We start from the raw sequence: 16,226 nt of genomic DNA on the forward strand, positions 1-16,226 counted from the left end.
CCGGCACCCCGCCCGCCGGAGAGGGGATGTGCGCCCGCCCGCGTGGCAGCGGCGCGGAATGATCACCGGCAGAAGGAGACGCCCCCCACATGGTTCAGAGCCGTCGTCCCCGCCCGTCGGAAGCCCAGCGCCGCGGTGCCGTCGGCGGTGCCGCGGAGGAGCTGCGCCGCCGCATCGAGAACGCCGAGCTGGCCCCCGGCACCCGTCTGGGCGAGGTCGCCCTCGCCGCCGAGTTGGACGTGAGCCGCAACAGCCTCCGCGAGGCGTTCGCCGAGCTCGCCGCCGAGCGGCTGCTGGTCCGCCGTCCCCACCGCGGTGTTATCGTGGCGTCCCCGGACGTGCCCCAGGTCCGGGAGATCTACCGCACCCGCCGCATCATCGAGCTCGGCGCCCTGCGGTTCGGCGAAATCACCCCGGAGGTCGAGGCCGAGCTGCACCAGGTGGTGGCCGTGCTCTCCCCGGATCCGAGCGCCGTGGACCCACGCCTGATGGGCGACGCCAACCAGCGCCTCCACGGCGCCATCGCCGCCATGACCGGAGCCTCGGACCTGCAGCGCACCCTCCGCCAGGCGATGGCCCGCGTGCGCCTGGCCTTCCAGCCCATGGACCGCGAGACCGCCCTGCACCCGCTCTTCGCCGAGCGCAACCTGCAGATCGCGCAGACGCTCCTGGACCGGCGCCCCGAGGACCTGCAGGAGACGATGGCCTCCTATCTGGACCAGGCCGAGCAGTTCGTCCTCGACCACCTCTCCGAGCGTCAGGACGCCTGAGCCCTCCCGCACGGCGTGCCTCGGCCGTCCGGGGCGCTTCGCAGACACCACGACGACGGCCGCCCGCCTCGCGAGGTGGACGGCCGCCGTCGTGGACCCGGGGATCGGATCAGGCTCCGGAGAACAGGGCCACCATCGGCGTGAAGGCATTGACCGCGATGTATACGGAGACCAGCCAGGCCAGCACACCGACCACCAAGAGCCACGCCGGGTAGCGGTAGCCGTTCATCAGGTCTCGGCGACGCCAGGCCACGAACAGCAGCACGGCGAAGCCGACCGGCAGGATCATGCCGTTGAAGGCGCCGGCGAAGACCAGCAGGGTCTGCGGGGCCTGGCGCAGGGTCAGGTAGAGGGCGGCGCAGACCACGATGAACGCGACCGTCAGCAGGTTGCGGGTGCGTGCCGAGGTGGTGGACTTCGTGATGAAGGAGACCGAGGTGTAGGAGGCGCCGATCACCGACGTGATGGCGGCGGCCCACAGGATCACGCCGAAGACGCGCATGCCGACGTCGCCGGCGGCGTGCTGGAAGGCCGAGGCGGCCAGGTTGTCCGGATCCAGGGTCGCGCCGCCGACCACCACGCCGAGGATGGCCAGGAACAGCAGCACGCGCATCACGCCGGTGACGATGATCGACAGGACCGAGGAGCGGGTGATGGACGTGACGTCGTCCACTCCGGAGACGCCGGAGTCGATCATGCGGTGGGCGCCGGCGTAGGTGATGTAGCCGCCCACGGTGCCGCCGACCAGGGTGACGACGATCAGCATGTCCACGGTGTCCGGCAGGACGGACTGGCGCAGGGCGTCGCCCACGGGCGGGTCGGAGACGATCGCGACGTAGGCCATCAGGACGATCATGACGACGCCGAGGCCCACCACGATGCGGTCCAGGGCCAGGCCGGCACGCTTGGACAGGAAGATGCAGATCGCGATCACGGCGGAGACGCCGCCGCCGATCAGCGGGTCCACGCCGAGCATCGCGTCGGCTCCGAGGCCGGTGCCGGCGATGTTGCCGATGTTGAAGACCATGCCGCCGATGAACACGAGGGCGGAGAGCAGCCAGCCGAGGCCGGGCAGGACCCGGTTGGCGAGCTCCTGGGCGCGCAGACCGGAGACACCGATGACGCGCCACACGTTCATCTGCACGGCGATGTCGATGATGATCGAGACCAGGATGGCGAACGCGAAGGCCGCGCCGACCTGCACCGTGAAGGTGGAGGTCTGGGTGATGAAGCCCGGGCCGATGGCACTGGTGGCCATCAGGAACATCGCGCCCAGCAGGGCCGTGCGCCGGTGGCGGGCGGCGTCCGGGGCGGGCGCGTCGGTGGCGCCGGCCCGCTGGGCGTGCGCGGCCGCGTCCTGGCGGTGCGGGTCGGTGGGGGTGTGGGCCATGGGCTCCTCCGGAGGGTGCGGGACAGGGGGCGCGTGACCGTGGTCACAGAACGCCTCGATGGAGGGAGCCTATGTCTTGTTCAACAATCAGGCAAGCGGCGGGTGTGAGTCGGTTCTCCCGCTCCCCGGTTGAAGCCGGCGCGGGTGCTCCCGTAAGATGGGACGGCGCAAGCCGCGCTGTTCTCCTTCCCGGGCATGCCCGGAAGGGGTCGGAAAAGCAGCGTGATCCCGCGGACTGGACTCCCGGAACGCTCCTGTGGGGCAGGCCGGGACTCGCCGTTCACACCAGCGATCCAAGGCGACTTCGGTTGGCTCTCACCCAGCCTGGTTCACCTTCAGATGAGTCGCAGTAAGAGTGCGGTGTCCACACCCGAGCGGGACTCTCAAGGAGTCCGACGGCGCCTCGTGCGTCGGAAGGGCTCCGGCATGCGGGTTCCGCCCGTCCTTTTACTACAACTTGCACGAGGAGTGATCATGGCAGCTCACTGCCAGGTAACCGGGGCTGGGCCGGGTTTCGGCCACAGCATCTCCCACTCGCACCGTCGCACCAAGCGCCGGTTCAACCCGAACATCCAGAAGAAGACCTACTGGGTCCCGTCCCTGCGCCGCAACGTCACCCTGACGCTGTCCGCCAAGGGCATCAAGACCATCGACGTCCGCGGCATCGACGCCGTGGTCGCCGACCTGATCGCGAAGGGAGTGAAGCTCTGACATGGCGAAGGAGAAGGACGTCCGTCCGATCATCAAGTTGAAGAGCACCGCCGGCACCGGGTTCACCTACGTGACCCGCAAGAACCGCCGCAACACCCCGGACCGCATCACCCTGAAGAAGTACGACCCGGTGGTCCGCAAGCACGTCGACTTCCGAGAGGAGCGCTGAGGCATGGCCAAGAAGTCCAAGATCGCCAAGAACGAGCAGCGCAAGGCCATCGTGGCCCGCAATGCCGAGAAGCGCCTCGAGCTGCGCAAGACCCTGGTCGACCCGAACGCCTCGGACGAGGCCCGCGAGGCCGCCCGCGTGGGCCTGCAGAAGCTCCCGCGCGACGCCTCCCCGGTGCGCGTGCGCAACCGCGACGCCATCGACGGCCGCCCGCGCGGCACCTTCCAGCGCTTCGGCATCTCCCGCGTGCGCTTCCGCGAGATGGCGCACCGCGGCGAGCTGCCGGGCGTGACCAAGTCGTCCTGGTGACCTCGTCCACGGCCTGACCGGAACGGTCCGGCCGGACGCGCCGTCCCTGACGACGGCCACCGACCTGCAGGTCCTCGACCTGTCCGGGGCGGTCCACCTCCACGGTGGGCCGCCCCGTCGTCGTCCCCGGCCCGGAGCCGCGGATTCCTGCGGAACCGCACGAACGGCGCCCGAAGGCAGGGCGGCGGAGCCGCAGACGCCGCCGGATCAGGCCCTGACCAGGGACGGAGACGGCCACGGGGCAGCGTCCCGGCGGGGCCGCACGGGTTCCCGGGAGCCTTGGAATCGCCTGAAAATGGCAGAATCAGGCCGCTGGAGGGCGGCGCGGCGGGGCGGTCGATGGTACGTTCGGCAGTGGAAGCCCGGGGAACGTCCCGGGATCACCCCTACGATGTCCCAACACTCAGGAGGACTTCCCAATGGCTATGAACCGCAAGGAGCTCGTCGCCGCCGTCGCCGAGCGCTCCGGCAACACCCAGGCCGCCGTCAGCGATGTGCTGGACGCCGTCTTCGAGGTCTTCACCGCTCAGGTGAAGAAGGGCGAGAAGGTCTCCATCCCGGGCTGGATGGCCGTGGAGCGCACCGAGCGCAAGGAGCGCACCGGTCGCAACCCGCGCACCGGCGAGGAGATCACCATCCCGGCCGGCTACTCCGTGAAGGTGACCGCCGGCTCCAAGCTCAAGGCCGCCGCCTCCGAGTGAGCCGCCGAGCGGATCTGCCGATGAGGGCATGATCTGCACAGCGCACACAGGGCGCCCCACCGTCGCGGTGGGGCGCCCTGTCGTACGTCGGGGCTGTGCGTGACGGACCTGCCGTCGGTCCTGAGCTGTGACGCAGTCGAGGGGCATCGTCCCCGGTCCGGGCGTAGAATGGGACGTCCGGGGCGTGTGCCCAGCACACTGTCCGAGGCGACGACGCGAAGGGGGCCGGCATGCAGCACCTGATGCCCGCACGCCCCGCCGCGCCTGCCCCGGCCCCTGCGCTGCCGGTGCACGGCGGCGCCCGCCTGGCCCGCGGGTGGGCCGGGGCCGTGCTGGCCGTCGTCCTCGCCGCCGCCTCCCACACCGTCCTCGGCGCCGCGCACGCCCCGCACCCGATGGTGCTGCTGCTCGCGGTCGCCCTGGCCGCCCCGGTCTGCACCCTGCTCGCCGGCCGCCGCCTGTCCCTGCCGCGCGTGCTCGCGGCCGTGCTCGGCAGCCAGGCCATCCTCCACGGCCTCTACAGCCTGGCCTCCCCGGCCCCCGAAGCCTCCGCCGCCTTCCCGACGACGGCCGGTCACCTCGGCCACGCCGTCCCGGCCTCCGGGGAGCTCGCCTCCTTCGCCGCGGCGCACTCCTCCGCGCACACTGCCGCGCATGGGGGAGCCGGCGGCCATGACCACCTCGGTCTCGGGATGCTGGCCGCCCACGTGGTGGCGGCCCTGCTGACCGTCCTGCTCATCCGCCACGGCGAGCGGCTGCTCGTCCGTGCCGCCGGACTCGTGGTGGGCGCCGTGCTGCGCCGCCGCGTTCCCGCCCTGCGCCCGGCCGTCGGCCGGGTGCGTCTGCTCTGGGGCACCTCCGCGCCCCTGGTCCCCGCCGGCCGCGAGCTCGTCGGCTCCACCGGCCTGCGCGGGCCGCCCGCTGCCCTCGTCGCGGCCTGATCGGCAGACCGCGCGGCACCGTGTCCGCGTGCGCGCCGGACGGGCCCGGCCCCTGACCTCCCCGCCGTCGGCGAGGACGTCACAGGGCTCACCGTTCCCTGAACGAGACAGACCAGCCGATGCCCCGGCCCCACACCCAGCGGGCCGGAGACGAGGCATCGGAGGCGAAAGGCACCGTGCCATGCACCTGAACGCGATGCACACCTGCACCGAGCGCGTCCGCGAGGACGTCATCCCGCGCCGCCGGCGCACCGCCGCCCTGACGGCGGCCCTGGCCCTGGCCGCGGCCCCCGTGGCGGGGGTCGCCCTGGCCGCACCGGCCCAGGCCCACGACGAGCTGCTGTCCTCCACCCCGGAGGCCGGCCAGACCCTGATCGAGGCGCCCGACGAGGTCTCCCTGACCTTCTCCGGAAACCTGATCGACGGCCAGGGGATCCAGAACCTCATCCGGGTCCGGGACGCGGACGGCAACCAGTGGCAGGCGGACTCCGGCACCGTGGAGGGGGACACCTTCTCCGCCGCGGTCTGCCCGGACCTGCCGAACGGCGACTACGAGCTGGCGTACCGCGTGGTCTACTCCGACGGGCACTCCGAGGAGCGACGACTCGACTTCACCCTGGACGCCGAGGGCGCCCCCGAGGCCGGCACCGTCCCGGAGGACTGCGGCGTGGCCGCAGAGTCCGCCGGCGGGTCCGCCGCGGAGGAGGCGACCGACGCGTCCCAGGCCGCGGAGGAGAACGGCCAGGCCGCCCAGGCCTCGGGCGACCCCGCGGCCACCACCGAGGCGCAGGACGACCAGGCCCAGGAGCCGGGACTGCCCGGCTGGGTCTGGGGGCTCGGCCTCGGCGGCGTGGCCGTGATCGGCCTCGCCGCCGTGCTGATGTTCCGCAAGGCCTCCGCGCTCGGCCACACCGACACCCCTGAGGACCGGTGACCGCGGCGTCGAGGACGATGCCGCGGGGACACCGGAGAAGAAGGACACGAACATGAAGAAGAAGACCACCCGCACCACAGCCTCCCTGGGCGCCCTCTCCGCCGCCCTGCTGCTGCTCACCGCCTGCGGCGGCGGCCAGGACGCCCCGGCCGAGCAGGACGACTCGGCGTCGCCGGCGGCCGCCTCCGAGGAGGCCGGCCAGACGGAGCAGGGCACGGACGCCGAGGAGACCGGAGACGGCCAGGACGATGCTCAGGGCGAGGACGAGTCCGCGGGCGAGGGCCCGCTGACGGTCGTCGACGCCTGGACCAAGGCCACCGAGTCCGGCATGACCGGCTCCTTCGCCACCCTCGAGAACACCACGGACGAGGACGTGCACATCACCGGTGTGCACTCGGAGCTGAGCGCCGTGGTGGAGCTGCACACGATGGTGGACGACGGCTCCGGTCAGATGGTCATGCAGGAGGCCCCGGACGGCTTCACCGTCAAGGCCGGCGAGACCCACGAGCTCGCCCCCGGCGGTGACCACGTGATGTTCATGGACCTGCAGGAGCCGCTCCTGCCGGGCGACACCGTGGACTACGTGCTGGAGCTCGAGGACGGCACCGAGGTGCCCGTCGCCGGCGAGGTCCGCGACTTCGCCGGCGCCAACGAGAGCTACCACGGCGGCGAGGCCTCCGGCTCCGAGGACGCGGACATGGACCACGACGGCCATGACCACGCGGACCACGACGGCCACGGGGACCACGAGGGCGACGACCACGGGGACCACGAGGGCCATGACCACTGATCCTCTCCCCGAGGACCACACCGGCCCGGCACACCGGTCCGGTGCGGGCCGTCCCGCCGACCCCGCCGCCACGGCGGGGTCGGCCGGGGCGGCCCGCCCTGCCCAAGACGCTCGCCCTGACCAGGATTCCCGAGCGGCGCAGCGGAGCGCGTCCCGATCCGGCGGCCCCTCCGCCTCGCGCCGTGGCCTCCTGCTGGGCGCCGGCGTGCTCGGCGGCGGCCTGCTGGGCACGGCCGTCGGCTACGCGGCAGGCCACTCGGCCACGGCCGCCCCGTCTGCCGGCACCGGCGGCGCGGGGGCAGGCCAGGGGGCGGGGCCGTCGTCGGGAAGCGGGGCGATGTCCGCCTCCGGCGAGATCGGCACCTCCGGCTGGGCCGAGCCCGGCGGCGAGGCCTCCCGGGTGGCGGTGAGCTCGCCGATCGGCACGGACGCCGTGCCCTTCCACGGTGACCGCCAGGCCGGTGTGGACACCCCCAGCCAGACGCACGCCGTGTTCCTCGCGTTCGACCTGGACGAGGACCTGGACCGGGACGGCGTCCGCCGCATGCTCCGCATCCTCAGCCAGGACGCCGCCCGCCTCACCCAGGGCAGGGCGACCCTCGCGGACACCGAGCCCGAGCTGGCCGCGGCGCCGGCCCGCCTGACGGTGACCTTCGGCTTCGGCCGCGGACTCGTGGACCGGATCGACCCGGACGCGGTCCCGGAATGGCTCGGCCCGCTGCCGCGCTTCGAGCAGATCGACGGCGAGCTGTCCGAGGAGTACTCCGACGGCGACCTGCTGCTGCAGATCTGCGGCGACGACCAGATGTCCGTGGCCCACGCCCGCCGCATGCTCACCAAGGGGACCCGGGCGTTCGCCACGCCGCGCTGGACGCAGATCGGCTTCCGCGAGGCCCGCGGCTCCCATCCGACCGGCACCACCATGCGCAACCTCTTCGGCCAGGTGGACGGCACGGCCAACCCGCAGACCGGCTCCCCGGCGATCGAGCGCCTCGTGTGGGGTGTGGACGACGGGCTCGGCGCCGACCTGCAGCCGTGGATCGAGCACGGCACCACCATGGTCATCCGCCGCATCCGCATGGAGCTGGACACCTGGGACGAGCTGGACCGCCCCGCCAAGGAGGACGTGATCGGCCGTCGCCTCGGCACCGGCGCCCCGCTCACCGGTGAGCAGGAGAACGACCCGATCGACTTCGAGGCCACCGGACCCGCCGGCTTCCCCGTCATCTCCGACACCGCCCATGTGCGGCGCGCCCGGATCGGCGACGGGCCCGAGCACGGCATGCTCCGCCGCGGCTACAACTATGACGGCGCGGACGGCGAGTCCGGGCTGATCTTCGTGGCGTTCCAGACCGACCTGGAACGGCAGTTCGTCCCCGTCCAGCAGAGCCTGGCCGAGTCCGACCACCTGAACATGTGGACCACCCCCGTGGGCTCCGCCGTGTTCGCCGTGCCTCCCGGCTGCGCCGAGGGCGGATTCGTGGGAGACGTGCTGTTCTCCTGACCGCCTGCCCCACACGCCGGGTCGGCCGCCGCTCCGCGCGGCGCCGCCGGCCCGGCCACCGATCGACCACCACCGCGAGAAGACAGGACCCATGCCCTCCACCGAGACCGCACCCCGCCACGGGGACCGCGCCGCCCGCGACGGCTCCCGGCCCGCCGGGAACACCGCCGCCCCCGGCGGCACCGAGCGCGCCCTCCCGGTCTGGACCTGGCCGGCGGTGGCCGCCGCCGGTGCCCTGGCCCTCGTGCTGGCCGCCTGGTTCACCGGCGTCTCCGCCGCCCGCGAGCTGTCCGACCCCGGTGCCCTGACCCGCTGGGGCGTGCCGATCGTCGAGTACGGCTCCAACATGGCGATGTCCGTGACCATCGGCGCCCTGATCTTCGCCGCCGCCATCCTGCCGCCCCACACCGGCGGCCGGGCCCCGCGCCGCCGCAAGGACGACCCGCCGGCCGAGCGCCTGCCGGAGCACCCCGCGTTCGCCCGGACCATGCTGGTGGCCTCCGTGGCCGCCGGGGTGTGGACCCTGTGCGCGCTGGCCGTGGGCATCCTGTCCTACTCGGACCTGGCCGGCATCCCGCTCGGCGCCGGCGCTGCCTTCTCGGACGGGCTCGTCGCCTACTTCGTGTCCATCTCGGTGGGGCAGGCCTGGTTCTGGGTGACCGTCATCGCCGCCGTGGTGACCTCACTGGCGGTGGCCGTGCGCTCCCACAGCGGCCTGTTCTGGGTGGGCATCCTCGCGATGATCGCCCTCGTGCCGCTCGCACTGATCGGCCACGCCGCCGGCGGCGACGACCACATGGCGGCCGTGAACTCCATCGGTCTGCACCTGCTCGGCGTGGTGGTGTGGGTCGGCGGCCTGCTGGTGCTCGCCCTGATCGCCCCCACGCTGGTCGGCCCGGACGGCGGCACCGGCCGCACCACCTACCGCCGGCAGGGAGCCGCCCCGCTCGTGCACACCGTGCTGTCCCGCTACTCGGTGCTCGCCGGACTCGGCCTGTTCACCGTGGCCCTGTCCGGCGTGGTCAACGCCGCCCTGCGGGTGGAGCACCTGCATCAGCTTCTCGCCCCGTACGGAGGCCTGGTGGCCGTGAAGTTCCTGGCGGTGGTGCTCCTGGGCCTGATCGGCCTGGCCCACCGCCGTTGGATCATTCCGCAGCTGCGTGGCGGCGCCGGCGAGGACGCCGCAGCCGAGGCCCCGCGTCCGGCCCGCCGTCTGCTGTGGCAGCTGATCGCCGTGGAGGCCGTGGTGATGTCCGCCGTCATGGGCGTCTCCGCCGTCCTCAGCCGCACTGCGCCGCCGAAGCCGGAGGAGCTGCCGGACGGCGCCAGCCCGGCCCGCATCCTCACCGGCTACGAGCTGCCCCCGGAGCTCACCGGCGCCCGCTGGTTCGACCTGTGGCGCTGGGACTGGCTGTGGGTGGCCGTGTGCGTGTTCCTGGCGATCTGGTACGTGCGGTCCACGGTGCAGCTGCACCGCCGCGGGGACTCCTGGCCCGTGCTGCGCACGATCTGCTGGATCCTCGGGCTGGTGGTGCTGACCTGGGCCACCTCCGGCGCCCCGGCCGTCTACGGCCGTGTGCTGTTCTCCGCCCACATGGTCGGGCACATGACGTTGACGATGATCGCGCCGCTGTTCCTGGCGCTCGGCGCACCGATCACGCTGGCCCTGCGCTCGTTGCCGGTGCGCACGGACGACACGCGCGGCCCGCGCGAATGGATCCTGTGGATCGTGCACTCCCGGTGGGGGGCGTTCATCACCCACCCGATCGTGGCGGGCGCCAATTTCGCCGGCTCGATCCTGGTCTTCTACTACACGGACTTCTTCCGGTTCGCGCTGGAATACCACGTGGGCCACGAGTTCATGAACGTGCACTTCCTGCTCACGGGCTTCGTGTTCGCGCTGGTGATGGTGGGCGCGGATCCGCTGCCGAACCGCCCGCCGTATCCGATCCGCCTGGTCGTGCTGCTGGCCACCATGGTGTTCCACGCGTTCATCGGCGTGGCCATGACCTCCTCCACGGGACTGATGCAGGCCGACTGGTTCGGCAACATGGGCCGTCCCTGGGGTCCGGACGCGCTGGCCGACCAGCAGATCGGCGGTGCGGTGATGTGGGGCATCGGCGAGTTCCCGACCGTGGCGATGGCCGTGACCGTGGCCGTCCTGTGGGCGCTCGACGACCGCAAGGTCGCCGAGCGCTACGACCGCAAGGCCGAGCGCGACGGAGACGCCGAGCTCGCCGCCTGGAACCAGATGTACTCGAACCTCGCCGACCAGGAGGACCGCCATGGCCGCCGCTGACACCGCCGACCGCCTGCCCGCCCGCCGCGCCGCCCGCCGCTGCGCCGGCCTGGCCCTGGCGGCGCTGCTCGCCCTCACCGGCTGCGCCCCAGGGGACGACGACGGCGCCGGCACCTCCGCCCCGGACGGCGCCTCCGCCTCGGCCGGCCAGGACGGGGACGCCTCGGCAGACGACGCGAAGCCGGAGCCGGCCTCCGAACAGGAGGCCGCGGACGTGGTGGACCAGCTGGACCTGGGCGACCGCCAGGACCAGCGGATGGCCGCCGCGGCGGCCGAGCGCGCCGCATCCTTCGGCTTCGTCCGCCAGCGCGCCGCCACGGACGAGGAGATCTCCACGACCCGCGAGGACAACGCCGCGCGCCTGCGCGACGCCTCCCGCACCACCGTGGAGCCGAGCGAGTGCAAGGCACCGCTGAACGCTCTGGACTTCTCGCCGATCCTGCTGGACCAGGAGGAGGTCTCCCGCGTGGACGTGGGCGCCGGCTCGTTCACCGGCACCGGCACCGTGGAGGTGGCGAGGCTGGACGGCCCCGCCCGCCAGCGCGTGGAGAAGCACCTGCAGACCGTGAACACCCTGCTGACCGACTGCTCGGAGATGACCATGACGGTCACCGAGGGGGACAGCACCGTGGACTACGTGCTGACCACCGAGAAGCCCGACCTGTCCGACGGCACCCCGGCGCAGTCCGCGATCACCTGGACCCGTCACCCCGCGAGCGACGAGGAGAACACGCTCACCGCGCAGGTGCTCACCGCCACCACTGCCGACTCGGTGGTCATGGTGTCCTTCGTGGGCCAGCAGGCCGCCGGAGACAAGGAGTTCACCATCATGGCCGAGGAGATCGTGGCCGCCGCCGAGCGCGCGGGCTGAGCCGGCCGGCCGAGGGGCGGACTGAGCCGGCGGACCGAGCGCGCCGGCTGAGCCGGCCGGCCGAGGGACGGATCGGCGTCCCGTCGGCTCCCGCCGTGCTGTGGCGGGGGCCCGGCCGCCCGAATGTGTCCGCGAACTTGCGGCTCGGGCCCGAGCGCGCGGGACAATGGGGGCATGACTGGCATCTCTCGTCCCGGCCCCCGCGTCCGCGCCTCCGAGCTCGTCGGCCGCGGCTGGCTGAACACCGGCGGCAAGGAGCTCACGCTCGAGGACCTGCGCGGCAAGATCACGATCCTCGACTTCTGGACGTTCTGCTGCATCAACTGCCTGCACGTGCTGGACGAGCTGCGCCCGCTGGAGGAGGAGTACCACGACGTCCTCGTGACGGTCGGCGTGCACTCCCCGAAGTTCGAGCACGAGGCCGACCCGGACGCCCTGGCCGCCGCCGTGGAGCGCTACGAGATCGCCCACCCGGTGCTGGACGACCCGGAGCTGACCACCTGGCAGGCGTACTCGGCCCGCGCCTGGCCGACCCTCGTGGTGGTCGACCCGGAGGGGTACATCGCCGCCCACCTCTCCGGCGAGGGCCACGTGGCCGGCCTGCGCTCCCTGGTGGCCGAGCTCGTCGCCGAGCACGAGGCCAAGGGCACCCTGCACCGCGGGGACGGCCCCTATGTCGCCCCGGAGCCGGTCGCCCGCGACCTGCGCTTCCCGGGCAAGGCGATCTCCCTGGCCGACCGCGGCTCCCGCCCCGGCACCTTCCTCGTGGCGGACACCGGCCACCACCGCCTCGTCGAGCTGGACGCGGACCTCAGCACCCCGATCCGCGCCATCGGCGGCGGCGACCCCGCCGACGCCCCTGACGAGGCCGCGCACCTGGCCTTCCCGACCCCCGCCACCCGCGGCCACGCCGACGGCGGCCCGGAGCAGGCACTGTTCAACGAGCCCAACGGCCTGGCCCTGCTGCCGGCCGAGGTGGCCGCGCAGGTCGGCTACGACGTGGTCGTGGCCGACACCGTGAACCACCGCCTCCGCGGCCTCAGCCTGGCCACCGGCGAGGTCCGGACGCTCGCCGGCAACGGCGTGCAGGCCCTCATCGACGGCGAGCGCGTCGCGGCGGCGGCGAAGGCCGCCGAGTCGGCCGACCCGGCCCAGGAGCAGGGCGCGGTGCCCGCGGACGAGGAGGGCGCCGTCGTCGTGCTGGGCCCGCTGGAGGGCAAGCCGACCGGGGTGTCCCTCTCCTCCCCGTGGGACGTGGTGTGGGACGAGGCGGCCGGCCACGTGGTGATCGCGATGGCGGGCACCCATCAGCTGCACGCCTACGACCCGGTGGCCGACGAGCTGTCCCTGTTCGCCGGCACCGGCCTGGAGGGACTGACCGACGGCCCGGCCGAGCGCTCCTGGTTCGCCCAGACCTCCGGCCTGGCCGTGGACGCCGCCGGCACCCTCTGGGCGGCCGACTCCGAGACCTCCGCGCTGCGCACGGTCACCGGCGGGACGGGGGAGCGGACCGTGTCCACGGCGGTGGGCACCGGCCTGTTCGACTTCGGCTACGTGGACGGCCCGGCGGAGCAGGCGCGCCTGCAGCACCCGCTCGGCGTGACCGCGCTGCCGGACGGCTCCGTGCTGGTCGCGGACACCTACAACGGCGCCGTCCGACGCTTCACCCCGGCCGGCACGGACGCCGCCGGGCGCGAGACCCAGGCGGCGCTGTCCACCGTGGCCCGCGGCCTGGCCGAGCCCTCCGACGTGCTCGTGGAGGTGGACGCCGAGGGCAAGGCGGCGTCGATCGTGGTGGTGGAGACCAACGCCCACCGCCTGGAACGGATCGCCGTGCCGGACGAGTACCTCACCGTGGACGAGGGCGCCCGCCAGACCCAGCGCCCGCGCACCCCCGTGGTGGCCGGAGAGTTCGGCCTGGCCGTCGGCTTCGAGGCCCCGTCCGGGCAGAAGCTCGACGATCGCTGGGGCGATCCCACTCAGCTGAAGGTGTCCTCCTCTCCGGAGGAGCTGCTGCTGGACGGTGCCGGCACCTCCACCGGTCTGACCCGCACGCTGCGCCTGAACCCGGACGTGGCCGAGGGCGTCCTGCACATCACGGCCCGCGCCGCCGCCTGCGACGGGGAGAAGGGGCAGCCGATCCCGGACCATGCCGCCTGCCACCTGTATCAGCAGGACTGGGGCATCCCGGTGACCGTCCATGCGGCCGAGGCCGCGCCGGAGGGGGCGGAAACCCGCCTGGACCTGGACCTGCGCGGGATACACTGAGCGGGAAGGCCGAGTCCTGCGCGCAGGGCCGCCGGAGAAACGCCCCCTGACACCGAAGGCTTCCTGAACCCATGACCACTCTCTTCGTCACCTCGTCCTCGCACGGGTCCACCCGGGAGATCGCCGAGCGCATGGCTCAGGTCCTGCGCACCAAGCAGGCCGTGGAGACCGTCGTCGAGGACGTCGCCGGCGCCGCGGCGTGGCTGGACACCGCAGATGCCGTCGTGGTCTGCGCCCCGGTGTATGCCGGCAAGCTGGCCGCTGACGCCAAGCGCTTCCTGGACTCGCGCCGTGCGGAGCTGTCCGAGAAGCCCCTGAACATCGTGGTCTCCGGCGGATCTCCCCAGCTGGACGACGCGCTGCGCATTCAGCTGGAGGCCTACCGTCCGCGCTCTGTGAAGTACCTCCGTGGCGCCCTCACCGAGGAGCGCCTCGGCTTCCTGGACAAGCTGAAGATCAAGCTGGCCAAGGGCGAGTACGGCGACTTCCGCGACTGGAACGCCATCGAGGCCCACGCCTCCGCACTGGCCAATCACGGCGCCAGCTGACCGGAGCCGGCTCGCGTGAGACGCCGAGGGCGTTCTCCGCGGCCGCCCCAGGAAAGTGAGGGGCAGACACGGTGTTGAGATCACATCTGAACCCCGTGTCCTGCCCCCAAGACGCGGTTCAAGACGCGGTTCAGCACGCGGCGTGGGGCGCGGTGCAGCATGCCCACCGGGGCCGGTCTCAGGCGAAGAGCAGGGCGACGACCATCATGGCCGGGATCGCCAGCACCGTGGTCACCAGGACGGTGTCCTTCGCGACCACCACGCCGGTCTCGTAGCGCACGGCCGCCACGAACACGTTCTGGGCGGTGGGCAGGGACGCCAGCACCACCGCGATCATCAGCTCCGGGCTGCCCAGGCCCACCGCGAACGCGCCGATCAGCCACGCGATCACCGGGTGCGCCACCAGCTTCATGGCCGAGGCCAGCACGGCGTCCCCGATGCGGCCGTCCTCCTTCCGCAGCGGCCGGGAGTCGGCCAGGGACATGCCGAACGCGATGAGCATCGCGGGGATGGACAACCCGCCGATCAGTTCCACCGAGTCCCACAGCGGTGCCGGCAGGGACCAGCCGACGGCGGAGAAGAGCAGGCCGAGGGCCGAGCCGATGATCATCGGGTTGCGCGCGGTCTGCCCCAGCTGGCTCACCACCCGGCGGAACCGGCCGTAGGCGGAGGGGGAGCGGCGTGCGGACGGTGAGCGGCCGTCGTCGGCAAGCGCGGTACGGCGGGACTCCGCGGCCAGCGCGGCCTCCAAGACGGTGATGTACAGCGGCGTGTAGATCGCCAGCTGGAAGAGGATCACCGGGGCGGCCAGGGCGGCATCCCCCAGGACGTAGGCGGCGATCGGCAGGCCCAGGTTCGCCGAGTTCACCATGGATGAGCCCAGGCCGGCGATCACCCGCTCCGAGCCGGTCCGGGACGGCAGCACGAACCGCGCCACGAGCATGAACACCGCGGCACACACCAGCGCCGAGGCGGCGGCCACCCACAGCTGCGGCCCCAGCACCGCGGTCACGTCCGCCTGGGACAGGGTCGTGAACAGCAGGGCGGGGGAGCCGATGAAGAACGAGGTACGGGACAGCACCGTCCGTCCCTCGACGCCCAGCACGCCGGTGCGGCCGGTGAGGAATCCGACGCCGATGATCACCCAGATGACGGTGAATCCGGAGAGCACCTCGGCCACGGGGACCTCCTCGACATCAGGGGCGGACATGCGTTCGGCCCCGGACCCACGTGGGGTTCCGGGGCCGAACGGTTCGGAGAGCGGGCGACGGGAATCGAACCCGCGTATCTTGCTTGGGAAGCAAGCGCTCTACCATTGAGCTACGCCCGCAGGTGCCTCCCCACTGTACACCGCGCGGCCGGTCGACCGGTGCGCGTCCGCCCGGGCACGTCTCATGATGGGAATCACATCGAGGCTGTTCCTGCGCTACGGTGAACCCGTGCTGCTCTCCGACCGTGACTTCCGTGCCGAGATCGACGCCGGCCGCGTGGCCCTCGAGCCCTACGACCCGGCGTTCGTCCAGCCCGCGTCCATCGACGTGCGCCTGGACCGCTTCTTCCGGCTCTTCGACAACCACCGGTACGCACACATCGACCCCTCGGTGGAGCAGCCGGAGCTGACCCGCCTCGTGGAGGTGGACCCGGAGGAGGCCTTCGTGCTGCACCCGGGTGAGTTCGTCCTCGGCGCCACCTACGAGAAGGTCACCCTCCCGGACGACATCGCCGCGCGCCTGGAGGGCAAATCCTCCCTCGGCCGCCTCGGCCTGCTGACGCACTCGACCGCCGGCTTCATCGACCCCGGCTTCTCCGGCCACGTGACCCTGGAGCTGTCCAACACCGCGACGCTGCCGATCAAGCTGTGGCCGGGCATGAAGGTCGGCCAGCTCTGCTTCTTCCGGCTCTCCTCGGCGGCCGAGCACCCGTACGGCTCCGGCCCGTACCTCAACCGCTACCAGGGCCAGCGCGGTCCGACGGCCTCGCGCGCGCACCTGAACTTCCACCGCACCGTCATCGAGGGCTGA

16 protein-coding genes and 1 tRNA gene are annotated in these 16,226 nt (G+C 72.8%); 14 read left to right on the forward strand and 3 right to left on the reverse strand.

Annotated elements, in window-relative coordinates:
* Nucleotides 1–89: 89 nt before the first annotated feature.
* On the forward strand, nucleotides 90–770 hold the full coding sequence (locus FM125_RS11405) for a GntR family transcriptional regulator (protein WP_087134708.1): 681 nt from the start codon (nucleotides 90–92) through the stop codon (nucleotides 768–770).
* Nucleotides 771–879: 109 nt separating this feature from the next.
* On the opposite strand, the gene FM125_RS11410 is transcribed toward FM125_RS11405, so the two are convergent.
* Nucleotides 880–2,160 (reverse strand): NRAMP family divalent metal transporter, encoded by a 1,281-nt coding sequence (locus tag FM125_RS11410; RefSeq protein WP_087134710.1) that lies wholly within the window; start codon nucleotides 2,158–2,160, stop codon nucleotides 880–882.
* Between the two features lie 474 nt (nucleotides 2,161–2,634).
* On the opposite strand from FM125_RS11410, the gene rpmB reads away from it, so the two are divergent.
* The 12 genes from rpmB (at nucleotide 2,635) to FM125_RS11470 (ending at nucleotide 14,205) form a co-directional block, all read left to right on the forward strand.
* Complete coding sequence (gene rpmB / locus FM125_RS11415; protein ID WP_067189728.1) at nucleotides 2,635–2,871, forward strand: 50S ribosomal protein L28; 237 nt, start codon at nucleotides 2,635–2,637, stop codon at nucleotides 2,869–2,871.
* 1 nt (nucleotide 2,872) lies between these two features.
* Complete coding sequence (gene rpmG, locus FM125_RS11420; protein WP_067189730.1) at nucleotides 2,873–3,040, forward strand: 50S ribosomal protein L33; 168 nt, start codon at nucleotides 2,873–2,875, stop codon at nucleotides 3,038–3,040.
* A 3-nt stretch (nucleotides 3,041–3,043) separates the two neighbouring features.
* Complete coding sequence (rpsN, locus tag FM125_RS11425) at nucleotides 3,044–3,349, forward strand: 30S ribosomal protein S14 (RefSeq protein WP_067189732.1); 306 nt, start codon at nucleotides 3,044–3,046, stop codon at nucleotides 3,347–3,349.
* A 419-nt stretch (nucleotides 3,350–3,768) separates the two neighbouring features.
* A complete protein-coding gene (locus FM125_RS11430) occupies nucleotides 3,769–4,050 on the forward strand; it encodes an HU family DNA-binding protein (protein ID WP_067189733.1) in 282 nt (93 codons plus the stop codon).
* 230 nt (nucleotides 4,051–4,280) lie between these two features.
* On the forward strand, nucleotides 4,281–4,991 hold the full coding sequence (locus FM125_RS11435) for a hypothetical protein (protein ID WP_087134712.1): 711 nt from the start codon (nucleotides 4,281–4,283) through the stop codon (nucleotides 4,989–4,991).
* A 181-nt stretch (nucleotides 4,992–5,172) separates the two neighbouring features.
* Nucleotides 5,173–5,925 (forward strand): copper resistance CopC family protein, encoded by a 753-nt coding sequence (locus FM125_RS11440; protein WP_067189737.1) that lies wholly within the window; start codon nucleotides 5,173–5,175, stop codon nucleotides 5,923–5,925.
* Between the two features lie 52 nt (nucleotides 5,926–5,977).
* Nucleotides 5,978–6,715 carry a copper chaperone PCu(A)C gene (locus FM125_RS11445; protein WP_087134714.1) on the forward strand — a complete coding sequence of 246 codons (738 nt, stop codon included), beginning with the start codon at nucleotides 5,978–5,980 and terminating at the stop codon, nucleotides 6,713–6,715.
* On the forward strand, nucleotides 6,705–8,219 hold the full coding sequence (locus tag FM125_RS11450; RefSeq protein ID WP_087134716.1) for a Dyp-type peroxidase: 1,515 nt from the start codon (nucleotides 6,705–6,707) through the stop codon (nucleotides 8,217–8,219). The genes FM125_RS11445 and FM125_RS11450 overlap by 11 nt, the downstream gene beginning before the upstream one ends.
* Nucleotides 8,220–8,310: 91 nt before the next feature.
* Nucleotides 8,311–10,518: a bifunctional copper resistance protein CopD/cytochrome c oxidase assembly protein gene (locus FM125_RS11455; protein ID WP_087134719.1), complete on the forward strand. Its 2,208-nt coding sequence runs from the start codon at nucleotides 8,311–8,313 to the stop codon at nucleotides 10,516–10,518.
* Complete coding sequence (locus tag FM125_RS11460; RefSeq protein WP_245232137.1) at nucleotides 10,505–11,389, forward strand: hypothetical protein; 885 nt, start codon at nucleotides 10,505–10,507, stop codon at nucleotides 11,387–11,389. Before FM125_RS11455 ends, FM125_RS11460 begins: the two co-directional genes overlap by 14 nt.
* 174 nt (nucleotides 11,390–11,563) lie before the next feature.
* Entirely contained in the window at nucleotides 11,564–13,657 is a 2,094-nt protein-coding gene (locus FM125_RS11465) for an NHL domain-containing thioredoxin family protein (protein WP_087134722.1), read from the forward strand.
* 71 nt (nucleotides 13,658–13,728) lie between these two features.
* Nucleotides 13,729–14,205 carry a flavodoxin domain-containing protein gene (locus FM125_RS11470; protein ID WP_087134724.1) on the forward strand — a complete coding sequence of 159 codons (477 nt, stop codon included), beginning with the start codon at nucleotides 13,729–13,731 and terminating at the stop codon, nucleotides 14,203–14,205.
* 178 nt (nucleotides 14,206–14,383) lie between these two features.
* Here the strand turns inward: FM125_RS11470 and FM125_RS11475 are convergent, their stop codons facing one another.
* Nucleotides 14,384–15,385, reverse strand: coding sequence for an AEC family transporter (locus tag FM125_RS11475; RefSeq protein ID WP_087134751.1), 1,002 nt, complete (start codon nucleotides 15,383–15,385; stop codon nucleotides 14,384–14,386).
* A 79-nt stretch (nucleotides 15,386–15,464) separates the two neighbouring features.
* Nucleotides 15,465–15,535: transfer RNA gene (locus FM125_RS11480), tRNA-Gly, on the reverse strand.
* Between the two features lie 109 nt (nucleotides 15,536–15,644).
* On the opposite strand from FM125_RS11480, the gene dcd reads away from it, so the two are divergent.
* Nucleotides 15,645–16,226 (forward strand): dCTP deaminase, encoded by a 582-nt coding sequence (gene dcd / locus FM125_RS11485; protein ID WP_067189675.1) that lies wholly within the window; start codon nucleotides 15,645–15,647, stop codon nucleotides 16,224–16,226.

This window comes from Micrococcus lylae, assembly GCF_900163825.1.
Taxonomy (GTDB): domain Bacteria; phylum Actinomycetota; class Actinomycetes; order Actinomycetales; family Micrococcaceae; genus Micrococcus; species Micrococcus lylae.